Source organism: Candidatus Aramenus sp. CH1 (genome assembly GCA_022678445.1).
Lineage (GTDB): Archaea > Thermoproteota > Thermoprotei_A > Sulfolobales > Sulfolobaceae > Aramenus.
In genome coordinates, this window is record JALBWU010000002.1 from 46,254 (window position 1) to 64,602 (window position 18,349).

Annotated in this window: 24 protein-coding genes; 16 read left to right on the forward strand and 8 right to left on the reverse strand. The window is 48.4% G+C overall.

The genetic code is table 11. The features are described from left to right. Nucleotides 1–8 precede the first annotated feature (8 nt). The 4 genes from MPF33_01850 to MPF33_01865 all read left to right on the forward strand — a co-directional run bounded on the left by MPF33_01850 (nt 9) and on the right by MPF33_01865 (nt 2,667). Nucleotides 9–401, forward strand: a complete 393-nt coding sequence (locus MPF33_01850) for a hypothetical protein (protein ID MCI2413987.1) — start codon at nt 9–11, stop codon at nt 399–401. A 102-nt stretch (nt 402–503) separates the two neighbouring features. Continuing rightward, entirely contained in the window at nt 504–938 is a 435-nt protein-coding gene (locus tag MPF33_01855) for a rubrerythrin family protein (GenBank protein MCI2413988.1), read from the forward strand. Beyond that, nucleotides 939–2,123 (forward strand): glycerol-3-phosphate dehydrogenase, encoded by a 1,185-nt coding sequence (locus MPF33_01860; GenBank protein ID MCI2413989.1) that lies wholly within the window; start codon nt 939–941, stop codon nt 2,121–2,123. It abuts the gene before it with no gap. Next, nucleotides 2,107–2,667 (forward strand): DUF3501 family protein, encoded by a 561-nt coding sequence (locus MPF33_01865; protein ID MCI2413990.1) that lies wholly within the window; start codon nt 2,107–2,109, stop codon nt 2,665–2,667. Before MPF33_01860 ends, MPF33_01865 begins: the two co-directional genes overlap by 17 nt. Here the strand turns inward: MPF33_01865 and MPF33_01870 are convergent. The 5 genes from MPF33_01870 to MPF33_01890 all read right to left on the reverse strand — a co-directional run bounded on the left by MPF33_01870 (nt 2,664) and on the right by MPF33_01890 (nt 7,748). Continuing rightward, a complete protein-coding gene (locus tag MPF33_01870) occupies nt 2,664–3,113 on the reverse strand; it encodes an HPP family protein (protein MCI2413991.1) in 450 nt (149 codons plus the stop codon). The genes MPF33_01865 and MPF33_01870 overlap by 4 nt on opposite strands. A gap of 140 nt (nt 3,114–3,253) precedes the next feature. Beyond that, a complete protein-coding gene (locus MPF33_01875; protein ID MCI2413992.1) occupies nt 3,254–3,811 on the reverse strand; it encodes a DUF1404 domain-containing protein in 558 nt (185 codons plus the stop codon). Nucleotides 3,812–3,855: 44 nt separating this feature from the next. After that, nucleotides 3,856–5,559: a cytochrome bc complex cytochrome b subunit gene (locus MPF33_01880; GenBank protein ID MCI2413993.1), complete on the reverse strand. Its 1,704-nt coding sequence runs from the start codon at nt 5,557–5,559 to the stop codon at nt 3,856–3,858. Next, complete coding sequence (locus MPF33_01885) at nt 5,547–7,109, reverse strand: cbb3-type cytochrome c oxidase subunit I (protein MCI2413994.1); 1,563 nt, start codon at nt 7,107–7,109, stop codon at nt 5,547–5,549. The genes MPF33_01880 and MPF33_01885 overlap by 13 nt, the downstream gene beginning before the upstream one ends. A gap of 123 nt (nt 7,110–7,232) precedes the next feature. Further along, nucleotides 7,233–7,748 carry a cytochrome c oxidase subunit II gene (locus MPF33_01890; protein MCI2413995.1) on the reverse strand — a complete coding sequence of 172 codons (516 nt, stop codon included), beginning with the start codon at nt 7,746–7,748 and terminating at the stop codon, nt 7,233–7,235. A 290-nt stretch (nt 7,749–8,038) separates the two neighbouring features. Between MPF33_01890 and MPF33_01895 the strand changes: the two genes are divergently transcribed. The 5 genes from MPF33_01895 to MPF33_01915 all read left to right on the forward strand — a co-directional run bounded on the left by MPF33_01895 (nt 8,039) and on the right by MPF33_01915 (nt 10,883). Beyond that, the gene (locus tag MPF33_01895; GenBank protein MCI2413996.1) at nt 8,039–9,010 is read left to right on the forward strand and encodes a Rieske 2Fe-2S domain-containing protein; all 972 of its coding nucleotides are present in this window, start codon (nt 8,039–8,041) and stop codon (nt 9,008–9,010) included. A 199-nt stretch (nt 9,011–9,209) separates the two neighbouring features. Continuing rightward, a complete protein-coding gene (locus MPF33_01900; protein MCI2413997.1) occupies nt 9,210–9,398 on the forward strand; it encodes a hypothetical protein in 189 nt (62 codons plus the stop codon). 54 nt (nt 9,399–9,452) lie between these two features. Further along, nucleotides 9,453–9,875, forward strand: a complete 423-nt coding sequence (locus tag MPF33_01905; GenBank protein ID MCI2413998.1) for a hypothetical protein — start codon at nt 9,453–9,455, stop codon at nt 9,873–9,875. A gap of 77 nt (nt 9,876–9,952) precedes the next feature. Further along, a complete protein-coding gene (locus tag MPF33_01910; protein ID MCI2413999.1) occupies nt 9,953–10,345 on the forward strand; it encodes a hypothetical protein in 393 nt (130 codons plus the stop codon). 13 nt (nt 10,346–10,358) lie between these two features. Continuing rightward, complete coding sequence (locus MPF33_01915; GenBank protein MCI2414000.1) at nt 10,359–10,883, forward strand: hypothetical protein; 525 nt, start codon at nt 10,359–10,361, stop codon at nt 10,881–10,883. Between the two features lie 16 nt (nt 10,884–10,899). Here the strand turns inward: MPF33_01915 and MPF33_01920 are convergent, their stop codons facing one another. Continuing rightward, nucleotides 10,900–11,817 carry an NAD(P)-binding domain-containing protein gene (locus tag MPF33_01920; GenBank protein MCI2414001.1) on the reverse strand — a complete coding sequence of 306 codons (918 nt, stop codon included), beginning with the start codon at nt 11,815–11,817 and terminating at the stop codon, nt 10,900–10,902. A gap of 84 nt (nt 11,818–11,901) precedes the next feature. On the opposite strand from MPF33_01920, the gene MPF33_01925 reads away from it, so the two are divergent. The 6 genes from MPF33_01925 to MPF33_01950 all read left to right on the forward strand — a co-directional run bounded on the left by MPF33_01925 (nt 11,902) and on the right by MPF33_01950 (nt 16,470). Continuing rightward, nucleotides 11,902–13,176 (forward strand): MmgE/PrpD family protein, encoded by a 1,275-nt coding sequence (locus tag MPF33_01925; protein MCI2414002.1) that lies wholly within the window; start codon nt 11,902–11,904, stop codon nt 13,174–13,176. Next, nucleotides 13,166–13,996 carry a methylisocitrate lyase gene (gene prpB / locus MPF33_01930; GenBank protein ID MCI2414003.1) on the forward strand — a complete coding sequence of 277 codons (831 nt, stop codon included), beginning with the start codon at nt 13,166–13,168 and terminating at the stop codon, nt 13,994–13,996. Before MPF33_01925 ends, prpB begins: the two co-directional genes overlap by 11 nt. A 25-nt stretch (nt 13,997–14,021) precedes the next feature. After that, a complete protein-coding gene (locus tag MPF33_01935; GenBank protein ID MCI2414004.1) occupies nt 14,022–14,447 on the forward strand; it encodes a CBS domain-containing protein in 426 nt (141 codons plus the stop codon). Between the two features lie 2 nt (nt 14,448–14,449). Beyond that, a complete protein-coding gene (locus tag MPF33_01940; protein ID MCI2414005.1) occupies nt 14,450–15,580 on the forward strand; it encodes a citrate synthase in 1,131 nt (376 codons plus the stop codon). A gap of 150 nt (nt 15,581–15,730) precedes the next feature. Then, a complete protein-coding gene (locus MPF33_01945; protein MCI2414006.1) occupies nt 15,731–16,003 on the forward strand; it encodes a hypothetical protein in 273 nt (90 codons plus the stop codon). Beyond that, the gene (locus MPF33_01950) at nt 16,000–16,470 is read left to right on the forward strand and encodes a hypothetical protein (GenBank protein MCI2414007.1); all 471 of its coding nucleotides are present in this window, start codon (nt 16,000–16,002) and stop codon (nt 16,468–16,470) included. The genes MPF33_01945 and MPF33_01950 overlap by 4 nt, the downstream gene beginning before the upstream one ends. 20 nt (nt 16,471–16,490) lie before the next feature. Here the strand turns inward: MPF33_01950 and MPF33_01955 are convergent, their stop codons facing one another. Together MPF33_01955 and MPF33_01960 are read right to left on the reverse strand one after the other, a co-directional pair. Further along, complete coding sequence (locus MPF33_01955; protein MCI2414008.1) at nt 16,491–17,648, reverse strand: acyl-CoA dehydrogenase; 1,158 nt, start codon at nt 17,646–17,648, stop codon at nt 16,491–16,493. 21 nt (nt 17,649–17,669) lie between these two features. Beyond that, nucleotides 17,670–17,903 (reverse strand): hypothetical protein, encoded by a 234-nt coding sequence (locus MPF33_01960; protein ID MCI2414009.1) that lies wholly within the window; start codon nt 17,901–17,903, stop codon nt 17,670–17,672. 137 nt (nt 17,904–18,040) lie between these two features. Here MPF33_01960 and MPF33_01965 point away from each other — a divergent pair, with 137 nt between their 5' ends. Continuing rightward, complete coding sequence (locus tag MPF33_01965) at nt 18,041–18,310, forward strand: hypothetical protein (protein ID MCI2414010.1); 270 nt, start codon at nt 18,041–18,043, stop codon at nt 18,308–18,310. Nucleotides 18,311–18,349 lie beyond the last annotated feature (39 nt).

Consider the following 18,349-nt stretch of genomic DNA (forward strand, 5'->3'; position numbering starts at 1 on the left):
TTACAATCATGATAAATCTGATAAAAAAGATAATTTCGGGGGTATTTGCGGGCGCCCTAGAAGTGGCGTTCTACTCGAATGACCTCGGGGTCTTTGCCTATCTCTCCCTTAAGGTCCTTAAGCTTGACTCGATGCCGCTTGGAATTTTACTGCACTTGTTTGCGTCCGCGGTAGTGTTCGTTGTAGCCGTAACCCTGTTGGAGGCGGTCAACATACGCGTGCAGAGTCTTGCTGGAGCCGTAGTTTTAGGGATAATGCTAGGCTCTTCAGTCCTCTCCCTGTTCAGCCTTCCTGTCCACCTTTTACTCATCCCCTTAGCCTTTAACTTAACATACGTGGCCTCCCACGTGTTTTATGGGCTAATAGCTTACTTGACGTATTACATTACCACAAGGGGTTGAACATGTATTGTAATGACTCTTATCTAGAACTAGATCCTAAATAGTAGGTAAACAAAGTTAGAAACTTTTATATATTAATTTGATAATAAGATTTTAGAGAACATGAAGAGCTTGAAGGGAACAAAAACAGAGAGTAACTTCATGGAGGGATTTAAGGGAGAGTCAATGGCTAATAGGAGATATCTCTACTTCGCAAAGAGGGCCGACGAAGAGGGGTACCCCGAGATAGCTGCACTCCTAAGGAGCATCGCCGAGGGAGAGACCGCCCACGCCTTTGGACACTTGGACTTCATAAGGCAAGGGGGCTCTGTGGACCCCGCTACAGGGAAGCCCATAGGCTCCATTAAGGAGATGCTGGAGAGCGCCATTGCCGGAGAGACCTACGAGTTCACGCAGATGTACCCGGGCTTCGCCAAGGTCGCGAGAGAGGAGGGCTTTGACGAGGCTGCAGAGTGGTTTGAGACCCTAGCTAGGGCAGAGAAGAGCCACGCCGAAAAGTTCACAAATGCGCTGAAGATGCTCCAAGGGGAACAGTGAATGTATACGTTAAATAAAGACAACCCTACTTTTTTTGACGAATCCAAGCTCCTCTCCGAGTTCGTTAGGCAATCAACTGTTTGTCACGGTTGTAGGAGGTGCTTTAATTATTGCCCAGCCTTCCCTAAGCTTTTCAAGTTCACGGACGAGAAGGGCCCAAAGGCCCTAACCCTGAACGACCTCTTTTCCGTCGCTTCGGATTGCTTCCACTGTAACCTTTGTTACGTTAACTGTCCTTACACTCCCCCGCACGAGTTCAACATGGATTTCCCCCATCTGATGAGCTGGGCGTGGCTCTACTACAGGACGAAGTCCGGCATCCCCCTCAAGGATAGGTTGTACGAGATGTTGGACATGGTGAAATTCGCAAGGCCAATAGCAAAGAAGTTCGTGAGGACACTGGAGAGCGAGGAGGCGCCTTTGCTGGAGGTGGCGGAGAAGGGATTCAGGGAGAGCGTTAAGGTCGAGAAGGTGGAGAACCCGAAAGCAAAGGTAGTGCTTTTTCCAACGTGCTTGGTGGATAACTTTTACCCCGGTATTGGACAAGACCTAGTTTATGTTTACAACAGACTGGGGATCGAAGTAGAGATAGGTGACTTTGTCTGCTGTGGCGCCCCAATGCTGGACGTAGGGGACGCTGTGGCCTTAAAGAAGAACGCGGAGCATAACTACAAGAAGCTAAAGGAGTACGTGGAGAAAGGGTACGACGTAGTCTCCCCAATACCGACGTGTACGCTGATGCTCACAAAGGAGTACCAATACATCTTGGACAAGGACCCAATAAAGGTCTACGATGCTATGGAGTACTTGCTCAAGTTAAAGAGGGAGAAGAAGATAGATTTCAAGGGAGAGTTCCCAAAGGAGGTCTATTACCACGCACCGTGCCACTTGCGTTACCTTGGCGTTGGCCTTCCTGGAGTCCAAATCATGAGGTCTTTGAAGGCGAAGGTTGAGATAGCCGATAAGGGGTGTTCCGGAATAGATGGAGGGTGGGGTCTGAGGAACTACTCAAAGGCTAAGGTGGTTGGCGCAAAGATGATGGACGCCTTCGCCCAGAGCAAGGCTGAGGTGTTCTCCACGGAGTGCCCCCTGGCGGGGCTCCAGATAACTAAGGCTTCTGGTAAGAGGCCCCTTCACCCTATTCAAGTTCTCAAGGAGGTGTTGTCAAATGAGAATAAAGGTTGAGGAAGTGCTCCCCTGGAAGGAGTACGAGAAAGTCAGGAAGGAGAGAATTAAGAAGATAGTGGAGGTAAAGAGGGAGAGGAGGATAGAACTGGGGGAGAGGCTAGGACTCCTCTTCGAGAGTAAGGACACTGTACTTCACCAGGTCCAGGAGATGGTATACCTAGATAGGCTCTACTCTCCCGAGGACCTCAAGAAAGAAATAGAGATCTACTCTAGTTGGTTGCCCTGCAACGGGAAGGTTAAGGCGATGCTCTACATCTACGCGGAGAACCAGGACGAGTTGAGCAAGGTGTTCAAGGAACTAAAGGGCATCTACAATTCCGTATTCCTAAAGGTAGGGAATAAGCTAATCCAAGGAGAGCCTGAGAACGGAAGTTATCAGGGAGAGGCGTTCAGTACGGTACAGCCCCTAACCTTCGACCTAGAGGGGGAAAGGTCGACTGACGTCGAGGTTCACGTCATCCACGAGAACTATAGGGTAAAAGTGAAGGTGCCAGAACAACTTGCTAAAAAAGTTATTGAGGAAGCGTATGAGGAGTGCTAGAGCTTAGGCTCCAGGTACTTAGAGAGCAAGTAGTTAACGCCTTCTACTACGATTACCCCTGAGAGGACCGGGTGCAGCAAGTAAAACGCTTTTTGCCTCTCCAGCACTCCAATGAAAGTTGCGAGTATTGCTGGAGGATGCTCAACGTTTATGATGACGCATAGGGCAAAGGCAAGTGAGGACGCCAAGGACGCCATGACCACGCTGTATAGACCAAGGTAAGAGAACGCCACTCCTATAGCCCCACACAGCAAATACGAGGCGAAAATTATTCGAGTCCTACAGGACCTCCAGTCCGGGTCCGGGTACTTAGTAGCTGCAGTCGCCAGGAAAGGCGGCAGTATGAAACTGGTTCTCGTCTCAACGGTAATGGCGACGAGAATTGAAATGGAGATCATCAAGTTGAGCACAGCAAGGAGCTTCTTTTTCTTCGAGGGCAAGAACATGGACTCTAATGCGAAAACGTGGCTTATCTTTTTTGCGGCTTCAACCCTCTATACGCAAAAGTTTTATATAGCCACGCGGGATAAAGTTATTCAAGTTCTTTTCTGGCGGTTTAAACCATTATTATTTCCCATTGATATAATTAGAGAAGTAATTCTTTTAAAAATCCTCCTAAAACGTATACTATTACCCCGGACATTACAACCCACATCGCAATTGCAGTGTTCACTTCCTGGGATATAGGGAAGGGAGAGAACGGGTACGCAGAGTTGGAGTACTGCGGGAACTGGAGGAGGAATACAATGGAGTAAACAGTGTCAGCCGTCATCCAGACTATCAAGAGCCCTAGTTTCTTCATCACTGAAAGGCTACCTGCACCTATCCCTGCCAGTACCCCTGAGGCTATCATAGAGGCGTCGTTCATAGCCCTGAAAGTCAGGAAAGCCCCTGCAAGCGCAAAGAAGTAGGGGAGGTGCCAGAGCACTGCGAGGAAAGCTGAGGGCACTATCCACACTGAAGGGCCCCTTACGACCTTGTAAGAAAGGAGGAACCCTCCCACGAAAAGGAAATAGTGGCTTAGCATGAACAGCCACTGGTTTACTGTCTCAAGGGACTCAGTTACGGGGTTTAAAAACGCCAACAGCAGAGCTAAGGAGGTGACGTACCAAGATGTCTTGACGTGAGTTTTTTCTATTTTCATATGTAAAATTAAGAAGTAGAGATTAAAAAAGCTTTACCTTAAATTCACTTTACATAGTATATGTAGTGATATAGATTAATTGCGTACCCCCAGAGGAACAGTATCACGCCCAAGTCTATACCAGCGTACGTGCTCTGTACCCCCACACTTGGCATCTGGAGGAATAAGGCGAAGAGCACTATGGACAGCACGAAGATCACTGGAATGGCGTAAAAAGCTACTTTCTTTGTCACTGGGAAGCCGTACCCTGGGGCAGTGGAGGAGAACTTAAACACCTTGATCAACTTCATTGTGTAGTGGTAGATTAGCACAGCGAACGGGAACAGCAAGAGGAGCCCCAGTAGAGACGGTCTCATTAGGAAGTCCCCAAAGGTGCCCGCAAACATTAGCACAGAGACCGAAGCCCCCAGTACCGTAGTAGGGCCTGAGGTCTGTAACTTAGGTAAGCTAGTTGAGGGCGTTGCCTTACCCTTACCAGGGGAGGGCCACAGGGCGATCACTATGGCCATTATCAGCGCAGGTATTCCCAAAACCTCGACCTGCTGGGTGAAAGGCACTGGTACGCCAGGGTAGAGGTATCCCCATATTGACAGAGCCACAAGAGCGTATATAAAGACGCACATCACCCACGTCCAGAACTTCCTGCTGCTCAGGAACAGAAGTTTACTGTTGTCGAAGAATGGCAATAGCATCAGTGCTACTAGCCCTATCACCATTACCGATATTACCATGGAGGGAAGTATTGGAACGCCGTTGGGCAACAGGAAGTCCACGAACTTGTACAGGAACAGGAAGAACCAAGGCGGGTAGGGCTGAGTGTTTATAGCGGCAGCGCTAAAGGCTTGGGGCGCAGGGAACGGGTTTATCACGAGAGGTAGCTGTATTGTTGTTCCGCCCACTGTAGCGCCGTTTAAGTTGGCGAGGACGTCAGGGACTATGAGGATTACTCCCCACGTCATTAACACTATGGACAACATGTACACGAAGTTCCTGGGCCACCACGCGTTAAACCTCTGCTGTTCCTCCTTAGTGTAGTATGCAGGTACTGCTGGCTTCTCCTTCTTAGAGGGAGTCATGCCGTACCTCTCCGCCAACATCAAGTGGAACATGAAGAGCGCCCCTATTAAGGCCACTAGTATTATGTGCCAACCGAGTATCCTGTCGAAGAACTCGCTCCTGACTATTGGGTTGCTCGACTGTACAGCGTCAGTCCCTGGCCCGAAGAGCCAGCCCACAATAGTGGTAGCCCCTGGGAAGCCCGTACCTATAAGGAGGGACGAGCCTATATCTACAGCGTCAATGCCAAGCACGTCCCCTATTAGGCTATATCCAAAGAAGGACGCGCCAAGAGTTAGCGCGAGGAGGAGCACTCCCGTTACCCACTGCAGTTCTCTTGGTTTCTTGTATGCCCCAGCGAAGAAGTTCCTGAACATGTGTATGTACACGAGGATGATCATAATGTACGCGCCGTAGAGATGGGTGAAGAGGATGACGGCACCGTAGGGCACAGAGTTTATTATTGCCAGTGTTTGAGGATAAGCGTTTGCTGGTTCGTACAACAACAGCAGGATAAGGCCAGTAATTACCGTGTAGAAGAAGCTTGCAGCCACCATTCCGCCGAGCCAGTAAGACGCCTTATACATGTAGTCTGGCGTCCTAAATAGCGGCGCCTCGTCAATTCCTACCCTGTCCAAGATTTGGTCGAAGAAACCCTTCTTTTTCTCCTCTTTTTTCTTCACTTCTTCCATGGTCTCACCTCTCCGTTTTGGATATTGTTTGTCGAGTTAGTCGCATTCTTATATTTTTGTACAAATGCTTTGTTATTAAGGCCATTTCTGAAACTTACGTCATCCGCCTTTGACATGACTAGCCCTCCCGCGCTAGGCGTGCTAAAGCTCGCCGAGGACATGACTGGGGTTGGGAGCGAAGTCCTCACGTACTCTGCAATGGCAGTAGATATTGTCAGCACCAACCCCGGTATTCCCACCTCCGCCAAGAAAGACATCGCGACCATGTAAGGTTCGAACATTGGGGGATAGGCTATCACCCTCCTAAGCAGTCCCAAGTACCCAGCAACGCTCATCAAGTAGCCTATTGTGACGAAGGGGATAGTCCACCACAGTATTCCGGCTAGCATGAGGTTCTTTGCCTTGGGGCTGAAGCTCAAGTTCGGGTTCGTGGCCTTAAGTAGGTCTACGAAGACTCCAGTAAACCCTACCAAGATTAAAGTCCATATGACCAAGTGGAAGTGTCCAACCACGAAGTAGGTGTTGTGGACGACCCCGTTGACGATGTTTATGGGCAGTGGTAACGCTTGAACTCCGCCTATTATGAACCCGATTAAGGCCACCATGAACGTCATGCCTAGGGGGTCTTTGTAGTTGTATTCCTTAGAAGTGAGGATTGTCAGCCCAAGGTTTAGGACGGTCAGACCAGAGCCAGACGCCAAGACGAGAGTAGAGAGAGTTATCCACGCCCTTAAGTCCACCGGTAATGGGAAGGTCTGGAGGTGGTGGACCCAGATGAGCATGGAGCCTATTGCCAAGAGGAATATGTTCCACCTCGCCCACTTCTCGCTGTATAGGGGCCTCTTCGCGTAGATGGGTATGTAGTAGTACAGTGCCCCGAACAGCGGGAACGGGACGTAGTACACCACTGGGTGCCCGTAAAACCAGAAGAGTATTACCCAGAGCAGCGGGTCGACCTTGACTAGGGACGGGAACCAGTTGGCAAGGGTGTACCAGAGCTCCGAGGCAGTTAGGGCAGGTAGCGTTACAGCTATTACCAGGGAGAACGCAACTCCGTAGGCGGCGAATATGTTTATCTTCCTGTCCTTGGGCTTGGTCAAGTAGGCGTCTATGACTAGGGCTAAAGCGGTAATTGAGGCGCAAGCGCTATTTATGGCAAGGGCGAGGTATCCAGCACCTATTAAGTCTCCATGGAAGATCCTGAAAGCTTGAAACGCCGAGTTGTCAGTTATTGCCAAAGGAGGGTACATGTACCATGCGGCGTCTGGTCCCCCAATTAGCGCAAACGCTAACCCCAAGTTGGACAGCCAGAACATCCACGTAACTAGCCTAGTGTGTACTACGGAGAGGTTTGACTTGTACATGGAAAAGGCTATTATCCCAAGCGCAGCGTCTGGTACTAGTCCCAACATGGCCCCCCATCCGTGTACCGTCAGCAACGTGTAGTATATTACCCCCACTTGAGGCGAGTTTTGGTCGAACTCTAGGTAGGTCCTAAGGTTCATGGCAGCGGTGCCGAGCACTATTAGCCACGCTACCGCCCCCAGCATGTAAAGCCATACTACTCCTAGCGTGTCCTTGGGATTTGCTACCTTTGAGGCTTTGGCAAAAAACTGGCTTAACGTTATCTTGACGTACCTTAAGACGTATTTAACAAGGGACTTGACACCCATTCACACTACCTCCAATGTACCTACCCAATACGAGAAATTGTACCCGGCGTACTCGGGTTCCCTCCACGTGTAGTTCCCGGGGGTGTTGGGGGTTACAAAATAGACGTAGCTAGTCGTGTTAGGCACTGCATTTACGTTGACCACTCCGTCGGGCAGTCTCATGAAGAAACCGGTGATCACTTGGGGAGAGTTGAGTATGATGACAACGGGCTGGCTTTCGTTGGCGACTATCAAGCTAGGCGTATAGCCCTTAAACGTGACAGTCATGTTGACTACTAGTATCCCGTTCACTACCTCAGAGTACCCCTTTTCAGGGGGATGTGAGTAGAAGTAGCTAACTGCTGCTTGCGCGTCCTTGGGTAACCCGGAATATAGGGGAAGGCCGTACCTATAGCTGGTGCTACTGCCATGAGCAACTCCTTCTATGTTCCACGCTACGAAAACAGCAACGAGAATTAGCATCACGACAAACCAGGCTAGTTCTGCATGTTCCTTAAGCTTTTCCGTAAACGACATATTTTGTCGTGTTAGACTTTACCAAATAAGCTTATAAATGTTATTTTTAATAACTATAAATGTTTCGTTAATATCAAAGGTATCTAAACTATATTACGTTCTCGGGCTTATTAAGTTTAAATAAAAAATTATGACAAATCGCAAAGTATTTAACCAAAGTTTAGAAAATAAAAATATATATTTCTATTTTATAAAAGATACTAAATTTACTAAAAGCTTGTTATATTAAATAATTTCTATATAAGAAAAGTTTTTATAAACTCTGTTAATATAAAGTTCATGATGGAAGTATGGATTGTGGTAAGGTAATCATAAAAAGGAGCGACTTCGTATTCGCCAAGAGGCTACTGTGGAAGATGAGGAATAAGAACAGCGAATTTGACGTCAAGGAGTTTATGGCAAAAGGAAGGGACTACTTGTACAACTACGCTGAGAAGAACGTTGGTCCCTTGGACCCAAGTAGGAGGGCCTTCCTTAAGGGATTGTTAATAGGCATTGGTGTAGTCGCAGTAGCTACCGCTGTACCTATGATAAACTCCTTGAACCCGACCCCAGTCTACTTGAAGAAGTTTCCCTGGATGGTGATCGTGGACTCAAACGGTCAGCCTATTCAAGCTTCAAATATCCCAGTCAACGACCCTGAGATCCTGTTGTTCCAGTATCCAATGTTGGGAGACATCACCTTTTTGATAAACATGGGTGACGAGAACAATAACCCTGTGACCATTCCTCCGGTTACCGTGACTATTCCCGAGACGGGCAAGACGTACACTTTCCCTGGAGGCGTGGGTCCAAATAAGTCCATCGTAGCGTACAGCGCAATATGTCAGCACTTGGGTTGCGTGCCACCGGAGATACACTTCTTCCCTCCGAAGTACTTCGCCCCTGGAGGCACTCCTCCAAGCTACCTTCCACCAGACGCCTACAGCGCAGCGGTGAGCGCTGGGGCTAAGAGCGTCATACACTGCGACTGTCACGGCTCGACTTACGACCCATGGCACGGGGCCGCAGTACTGACAGGCCCTACGGTGAGGCCCCTACCTTACGTTCAGTTGTATTGGGACCCCGACACTGACTACCTTTACGCAGTTGGGATGAACATTAACGCTCCCCCAATAATGGATCACACGTCAGACCTAGAGGGCGCCGCTTACTTGGACTCTTACGATGAGACAACTGGGTGCCCCAAGGTACTCCTACAGAAGGGACAAACGCCAAGTAACTGCTACACGCAAGTAGAAAACGACGGGAACCCGTTCTAAGGTGATGCGCGTGACAAGGTTAGGGGTAGCTATAGTTGCGTTAATATTCGCCGCAACTGCAGCCTTAGCTTCTTTCATTATATACACTATCCTGTGGGATTCGTCTCCACCAGACCTAGTCCTTCCTTTACTTCATTTACTTAGTTTATGAGGTAAAATTTATAAGATACCACTTTTTGTTTTAATTTGTGATAATAGAATGAAACTACCTTCAAGGATAGTGTTTGCTGCAATAGTACTAGCGTTTTTCATTGTTGTTTCCTTACCCTTAAACTACGCCCTCAGCTTTGCGCTAGGCGTAGAGAACGCAACGATACTGGTAACGGCAATTTATATAATATTAGCATCCATAGCCTTTGGCTGGGTGTTTTACAAGGATTTCTATTAACTTGTACTTTTCAAAACTAAACTTTTTATATTTCCTAATTTTTATCTAATATCGATGAGCTCTAGGTCTTTCCTAGACGTGTACAACAGCATAGCCTCTAAGTTCTCCAGGAACCAGTACACTCCAGCGTTGGCTGGGGCGGAACTGGCAAGCTTAATAGTAACTTACGTGGCGGGGATGGCAATGGCGGTGTACAAGCTTCCCTACTCTGGTGCCCCCATCACGGCACACATATACGCGGCGGCCTTCGACGTCATATTCGCCATAGCACTTTACGGCTCAGCGACTAGGGCAGAGAACACCGTTCTGAGGGTGTTAGCTGTCCTTGACATCTTCTCTGTGTTAGCTGCGGCGTTTGAGGGGCTCTTCTTCTTCGGAGGCTTTTCCACCCCCGACTACGCGTTGGCTATGGGCACAGGCTTCGTTTTCACGATAGCCTTTACTTCAGCCATCCTGTTCTACTCCTTGAGAAGGTAAGTCACAAAATTTTTTAAAATAGCAAAGTATTAAAGAAATATTTATTTATCCCTCTTATTCAGATTATGTTGATAAATATGACAGAGAGAGTGAGCAGGAACACGCCAGTCCTAATTGCCTCAGCAGTGGAGTCAATCCTACTCATGGGGGCATTTATTGCGGGCACCGCGACCACTCTAAACGACCAGTTTCCCATCCAGGCGTCCTGGATGGCCGCAATACTCTCCTCTCATCTAAGCTTGGCCTTATTGAGCGGGCTAGGGGCTGTACTCCTTTTCGCGCTCACTTATTTGAGCAACAGAAAGGACCTATTTTACCTAGGCCTACTTACCGCGGTGTTCGTGGCATTAGCTGCTGCAGGTGGGCTGGCGTTTTACGCCACGTTTAACTACGACTTCTCCTACCTAATGGCAGTGTCATTCTTGATAGCCATAATAACGTCTATTGGTTCCCTGGTGTACTCTCTATAGGTGCGAGTAATTGGTGCCCATATCCCTCGTGCTAAACGTAATACACGGTTTTTTCTCATTAATTTATTACGGTGCGGTAATAATTTTTGGAGCGGTAGTGGCTCCAAGAATTTCTAAACTTTCAAGCGAGGCAGTTTTCGAGCTCATGACCAGGCTGTTCCCTACTATCCTAAGCTTCATCGAGGTTTCTGGGATGATAACAGTGGTCTTCGGCGCCGGAGAGTTCCTGCACTATATGATAGGCTACTACAAGGACGGGGGAATACAGGAGGTCACGTACGTACTTTTCTCAACGGGTTGGGGGGTCTGCGTGTTTGTTGGGGCGTTGTTTGGCATAGTAGGGTTCACAGTGGGTCTGCTTATAGGCCGCTACTTTGAGACTCTCTTTAAGTTGTACAGGTCCGTAGATCCCGCAACTGTGGATCAGATACACCTAGTAGAAAACAAGTTAAGGTTTTATTCCCTCCTAGGGACTGCCTTGCTCACGATAACGGTGATATTTATGATCCTTGCGGTGTCTTTCCTACCTTTACCTTAGTAAAAAAGGTGGTGGGTTAGGATAAGACTTCCTCTATTGAGCTCAACATTTCCTTGTAAGCGTTGTAGAAGTCGAGTATAGCGTTTTCCAGATGCCACTTGTCCTTCTCGTCCAAAAGGCTCTCGAGCGAGGGCCCTATGTTCCTCCCTACCACTACTGGTACGCTCACGTGGATGACCTCGTCCTTAAATACCCTGGGCGTCGCTACGCTCATGACCTTGTTCTCGTTGAGAGCTATTGCCTTGATTATATCTGCAATGATGGTGCCTGGTCCCCAAGTGGTTCCTCCCATCACCCTGATTATCTCCCCCGGTATCGTCTTTACGTACCTTGAGACCTCCTCCTTGTCGATGTTGAACTGATCAATAGGCTTCCCCTTCACGGTGACGGTACTCCAGAGCACAACGGCGTCCTCGCCGTGCTCCCCTCCTACGAAGCCGTTTACCTCGTAGACTGGGACGCGGAGCTTCTTGGCTATGTACGCCCTCATTCTCATGGTCTCCACTTGGTCCCCGGTGCTTATTACCATTTCCTTAGAGAACTTGGCAAAGACCGACGCCATCATGTCCACTGGGTTGGTGACCATTACGTATATTGCCCCTGGGTTAGCCTTGGGCAACTTCCTGGTTAGGTCGATCATGATCTTGGCATTATCCTTGAACAGATCTCTCCTGCTCATCCCAACTTTCCTCGGCTTCCCCGCTGAGATAACAACTATGTCGTTCCCTGACACGTCGTCGAGGTTGTTGGTCGAGAGTACCTCGGTTCTAATTCCCTTGGTGGCCATGGCATGCCGGAGCTCGTGTTCAAACTTCTCCGGCAACTCGGGTATTATGTCATATACAGTGACTTCGTCGAACACCCCGTTCATTACCGCGGAGTAAGCGATCGTCTGACCTATCTTACCTATTCCTATGAAGGCAATTTTAGTCATGATTCATCATGATTAAATATTGTCAGCTATTTATTTAAATTTTTCTTATAAAGTTTATATTGGATTCTTACACAAATAGATCTTATGGAGCTGGCGGAAATACTCTCAAGCTACTCGGTTTCAATTTCATATGAAGACTTAGACGAGAAGGTGGTGAGGGAGGCGAAAAGGAGGTTGATAGACTCGCTGGCGGTGGCAAAGGCAGCAGTGGACTCAGAGCCGGCTAAAATAGTAGAAGGGCTATTCCCCTCCTTCCAAGGGCAGTACCTAACTCTCTTGGGGAAAGGGAAGGTGACCCCAGACCTTTCCGCTTTTTACAACACCCTGTTAATCAGGTTCTGGGACTTCAATGATACCTACTTGTCGCTGGAGCCCCTCCACCCAAGCGACATGATAGGCGGACTCCTTTCTCTAGGGATAGAGAAAACCGGTAAGGAGTTGATCACCGCGATAGCTGTGGGGTACGAGGTAGGGACTAGGTTGTGCGACTCCGCCTCCCTAAGGAAGAGGGGCTTCGACCACGTTAATTACCTCCAAGTAGCCGCAGCTACGGCTCTGTCAAACCTGCTTGGGTTAAGCGAGGAGGAGACCTACAACGCCATCTCAATCTCGTTAATACCTCACGTAGCCTTGAGACAGACGAGGAGGGGGAAACTGTCAATGTGGAAGGCTGGGGCAGCAGCCGAGGCAGTGAGGAACGCGGTATTCGCGACCCTGTTGGCAAAGCAAGGTTTCACTGGGCCTTCGGACCCGTTCTCTGGAGACATGGGGTTCAAGCTAATAGTTGATCTTGATGTTAAGAACTTCGAGAGGATGGGGGCAAGCAAGATATTGGAGACGTCAATAAAGAAGTACCCAGTAGAGTACCACGCCCAAGCCCTCGTGGAGGCATTGCTCAGCCTTGAGGTGGAGGGAGAGGTAAGGAGAGTGGTTGTGGAGACCTATGAGGCTGGGAAGTCCATCTTGGCGGACCCAGAGAAGTGGAACCCGGACACAAAGGAGACTGCAGACCACAGTATCCCGTTTATTGTGGCCTCAACCTTATTAAGGGGCGACATGTGGCTGGAGAACTACTCAATGCAGACCAACGAGAAAGTGAGGGAACTCATGAAAAAGGTAGAAGTTATCGAGAACGAAGAGTACACAAAGGTATACCCCAGGGAGTTGCCTACTAGGGTAACGGTCTACACAGATAAGGGGACATATTCCAGCGAGGTGAGGTCCCCTAAAGGTTACCTCAACAATCCGATGAGCGACGAAGAAGTGGAAAAGAAGGCGAGGAGGCTGGGGTTAAGCGAAGAGATAATTTCAAAGGTATGGGAAATAGAAGGACACAAGGTGAAGGAAATTGTTGCCTAAGGAGTTCACAGTAGTGCCAGGAGTGTTTAACCCCTTTACAGCATTGTTGGCAGAAAAGGTAGGCTTCAAGGTAGTCTACCTGTCAGGCGGTGCCCTCACTTCCTCCTTTGGCCTCCCAGACATTGGGCTCATTAGCCTCGAGGAGCTGGTGTACATGGTCAAAAAGATAAGGGAGGTGACGAGTATACCTATGATAGTAGACGCGGACACGGGGTTCGGTGAGGCAATCAATGTCTATAGGACCGTCAAGTTGTTGGAGGGGGCGGGAGCGGACGCTATACAAATAGAGGACCAGCAGATGCCGAAGAAGTGTGGACACTTGGACGGGAAGGAAGTGGTGGACAGGAGGACCATGATATCCAAGATAAAAGCTGCGGTGAGGGCTAGGAAGGAAGCGTTAATCATAGCCAGGGTAGACTCAAGGGATGTAATAGGCATAGACGACGCCATTGAGAGGGCGAAGGCGTACCTCGAAGCTGGGGCAGACGTGATCTTCCCTGAAGCGCTGCACTCAAAGGAGGAGTTCGAGAGGTTTGCCAGGGAGGTAAAGGCCCCGCTCTTGGCAAACATGACGGAGTTCGGCAAGACCCCCTTCATAACCGCAGAGGAGTTCAAGGCTATGGGCTACACCTACGTCATCTTTCCCGTGACAATATTTAGGGTAGCGGCCAAAGCCATGAAGGAGGCGCTGGAAGTTTTAATGATGGAAGGGACCCAGAAACCTCTCCTAGAAAAGATGATGACTAGGAAGGAACAGTACGAAATAATTAATTATAACTTCTATGAAAAGTTAGATAAGGAACTTGAGAAACTTTTATAATTTTCGAAATGTATAATATTACATTATGACAAGTAAAGTTAAGTACTTGATAACTAAGCCCCCTGTCACAGTTCAGAAGGGCACTCCTATTAGGGAGGCAGTAAGGTTAATGGCGTCCATAAATATAGGCTCAGTGGTCGTACTCGACGGAGAGAAGTTAATGGGGATAGTCACGGAGAGGGACGTGATAAGGGCTTTGGCCAAAGGTATCTCGTTGGACGAGCCAGTGGAGAAAATAGGGACGACAGGTCGCCTAGTCACGGTCTCTGAGGATGACAGCGTATACCTTGCAGCAGAGAAGTTTTCCGCGTACGGTATAAGGCATCTCATTGTCACGGACTCTGACGGCAAGTTCGTAGGGGTGATCTCGATCAGGGATTTGATCAGAGAGTCCCACGTTCTTAAGGCCCTCTCTACAATCTCAGAGGAGGAGTTTACGGGGAGTGATTGAAGATGAGCGTTGTGAGTAAAGGGCTAGAGAACGTGTTCATAAAGGCTACCTCCCTGACCTACATAGACGGAGAAAGGGGCATCCTGAGGTACAGGGGGTACGACATAGATGACTTAGTGAAGAACTGCAGTTACGAGGAAGTGGTTTACCTAATGCTTTACGGAGACCTCCCAAACGAATCCCAGCTTAAGAGGGTTAGGGAAAAGATCAACAGGAGCTACGACGTACCTCCGCCGGTGATAAGGATCTTGGAGGAGCTACCACAAGACGCTGACGCAATAGGCATGATGGAGACTGCTTTTAGCGCTCTTGCATCCTACTACAACTATGGTTGGAAGAAGGGAGAAAACACTGAGAGGGCCCTTGAGATAATAGCGAAGACTGCGACAGTAGTGGCAAACGTGTACAGACTGAAGGAGGGACTTCCCTCCACGTTGTTGGAACCGTCGGAGAGCTACGCCAAGAGCTTCTTGAGAGCTACATTCTCTAGGGAACCCAGTAAGAAGGAGGTTGAAGCCATGAACGCGGCCTTAATACTGTACACAGACCACGAAGTTCCGGCTTCAACGACTGCGGCCCTAGTTACCTCTTCCACACTATCTGATCTATACTCTTGTATAGTCTCAGCCCTTGCTGCGTTGAAGGGGCCACTTCACGGCGGTGCAGCTGAGGCCGCCTTCCAGCAGTTCCTGGAGATAAAGGAACCGGAAAAGGTAGAGGAGTGGTTCGAAAATAATGTGATCAAGGAGAAGAAGAGGTTGATGGGATTTGGCCACAGGGTTTACAAGACATACGACCCTAGGTGCAGGATATTTAAGGAGTACGCAAGGGAGTTAGCTAAGACCCCTGAGGCGAGAAAGCTATACGAGGTGGCTGAGAAGTTAGAGAAGCTGGGGATAAGGCACTTCTCCGAGAAGAAGATATACCCTAACACGGACTTCTACTCCGGGCTAGTGTTCTACTGCATGGGCTTTCCTGTTTACATGTTCACTTCGCTTTTCGCCTTGTCCAGGGTCCTCGGCTGGTTGGCACACTTGATAGAGTACGTGGAAGAACAGCACAGGCTCATTAGGCCTAGAGCCCTTTACGTGGGGCCAGAAAAGAGAGACTTCGTTCCGATCTATTCAAGGTAATTTTTATTTACTTCTTCTTATACTATTTATTAAAAATAAATAAATTTTTAATTTACTTGATACTTTCAAAGAAAACATTTATAAATAAGAATGTATAAACATGTATATTGATGAGTAATGGGATACGAGAATATACCAGGACTCATAGGTGTGTATAAAATTGTGGGTAGCGGTCTAGAAAAGGTGTACGGGCAAGACCTGAAGGTAGACAAGGACAAGCTAATACAAATCTTGATGGAGAACATGAGGATTGGAGAGGAGGAGGCTAGGAAAATAGGTCTCGGCTCGCTGATGGGGTTTGCGATGATACTGGACGACTTGGGCATTACTTACCTTAACGGGGCCCTAGTTGTGGTGGACGCCGTAAAGACCAACTGGGAGATAGTGGTTAGGGAGCTACAGTCTGGGGTGGTAAGGGTATGAGCAAGGTAAAGGGTTACGTGGGAAGCGTGAAGATAGACGACTCGGGCAACGTAGTTAGGACTGACCTAGACAAGGAAGAGGCGGAGGAAATAGCGAATGCCTTGAAGTTTAACGTGCAGAAGGGAAACGAGGAAGCGAGGGAACTGGGCTTTAGCAAGATGCACGGCTTTGCCATGTTTGGGTCTGAGAAGAGCCTCGCTTTTATGAAGAACAAGGCCCTACTCGTCAGGACCAAGGAGGCGGATTGGCAGGAACTCTTCGTCATGTACACTTACATAAAGAGCTGGCTAGCTGGAGGAATAGCGCTTATAGCGATTTCCATCGTTATGTTCATCTTGGCCATATTTACCTCTGCTCTGGACTACTTCGCGCCGGAACCGAGGTTGTATCTACCGTCTATCCTACTCTTAATAGGGGTATTCATGGTAGGGCTATCCAAAACTAGGTTCAGCTATAGGCTAGAGTAATTTCGTATTTTTGCTCTTCATCAAGTAAATATCTTTTTTGATATTATCATTTTCATAACGTTCATAGCTCCCTCAGCTCCAACTAGGTAGGACGCTATTCCCCTGTAGGCGATCTCGACTAGGGCGTCCTTTGTGTAGCTGTAAGCTCCCATCCACATCATGACAGACTTTATCACGTCAAACGCCGTCTGTGGACCAACCAGCTTGGCCATTGCGGAGTAGGCCGGTATCTGATCTCGGAACTTTTCCTCGTTATCCAACATCCACGCTGCCTTGTAGGTCAATAGCTTCGCCATCTCTAGCCTTGTGTAAAGCTCTGATGCCTCGAAGGCTATCGCCTGGTGGTCCTTCAGCTTCTTCCCAAAGGCTTCCCTCTCTTTCGCGTAATTTAGTCCCATTTCGAGTATTACTTCAGCACTACCTATACAAGCTGCTGAAACCAAAACTCTAGCGTGGTTAAAACCATCCATAGCGTAATAGAATCCCTTGTTTTCCTCTCCCACTAAGTTCTTAACTGGGACTTTGATACCATGATATCTCATGATACCCGTTGAGATCCCCATCCTGCCCGAGTTGGATATTAGGGACGTTTCAACTCCCTCTTGGTCTGTTGGCACGTATATCATTGAGATCCCTCTATGCCCTTCCGGCGAAGTCCTAACTAGCGTTAGGTGGCCTCCTCCCCACTTCTTTGCCTCGCCCACCCCACTAATGTAAGACTTCTCCCCTTCGATTACGTAGTGCTTGCCCTCTTTCCTTGCTGACGTCTTGAGGTTGGCCACGTCGCTCCCGCCCGAAGGCTCAGTAGAGGCTATCCCCAGGAACCAGTCGCCGGAGACCACCTTTGGCAAGACCTCTTCCCTTACCCCCTTTCCGTATTTGTCCAAGACGTAACCCCAGGAGGCCTCCAAAAGGAACATCACCGCCGTGGCCATGCTGAAGTCTGCCCTCGCTATTTCCTCCGCTGCTATCGCAGTTAACGTGAAAGAGGCCTTTTGCCCACCTACGTCCTCTGAGACGGGCATAGCCCACAGTCCAAGTTTGGCCATATCCTTTACTAGATCCCTTGGTATCCCTTCCTCGTCTATCTTCCTGACAATTGGTCTAACCCTCTTAGAGAGGAAATCCCTTAGCTCCTCCCTGAAGAGGGCCTCTTCCTCCGAGAAGGAAAAGTCCATAAAGAGTATTGCATTTTGAGGTTAAATTTCCGGGTTTCTTAAGCTCACGCACTCCGAGATCGTGTATACCTTCGACCTAGTGTCTTGAAGGCAGATCCTTGCTGACACCAATCCCTTTTCCCTTAATATCCTTATCGCCTCCCGAATTGTCCTCTCTGGGAGGCACGTCTCTTCCTTAATTTCCTTAAACGTTGCCGATCCCTTGTATTCTAAGACCTTATAGACAAGCTTTGCCGAGCACGGTAGTTCGCGTATCCTAGGGTCCACAATTAATACTTTGGAAGTGGACTTTAAAATTTAGTTTTGTGTGCAATTTTAGCATCAAACGAACTCCGCATTAAAATCTACTTTATAAGGAAAAATTTATAACTTGCTATAAAAATCATATTATTATGGGAGTAAGGGAGACCGAAAAGGAGATAATAATAGAGGTGCCGTTCTTTGAACCAGTGGTAATACCCAAGGAGAAGGTAGAAAAAGTCGAGGAAGGGGTGCCCCCAGATGAACTTTGCTCCCTCATAAGCGAGGTGGCCAAGAGGGGAGTCCTCATAGCGGGGACAACAATAGACGGCAAGGTATCTTACTATAACATTTCCCCTAACAAGAAGTGTATAAAGATAACGCTAAAGGACGGCAGGGTGTTCTACGTGAACAGGGACTGAACTCTAGGAGAAACGCTCAATCACTAAAGTTTAAAAATT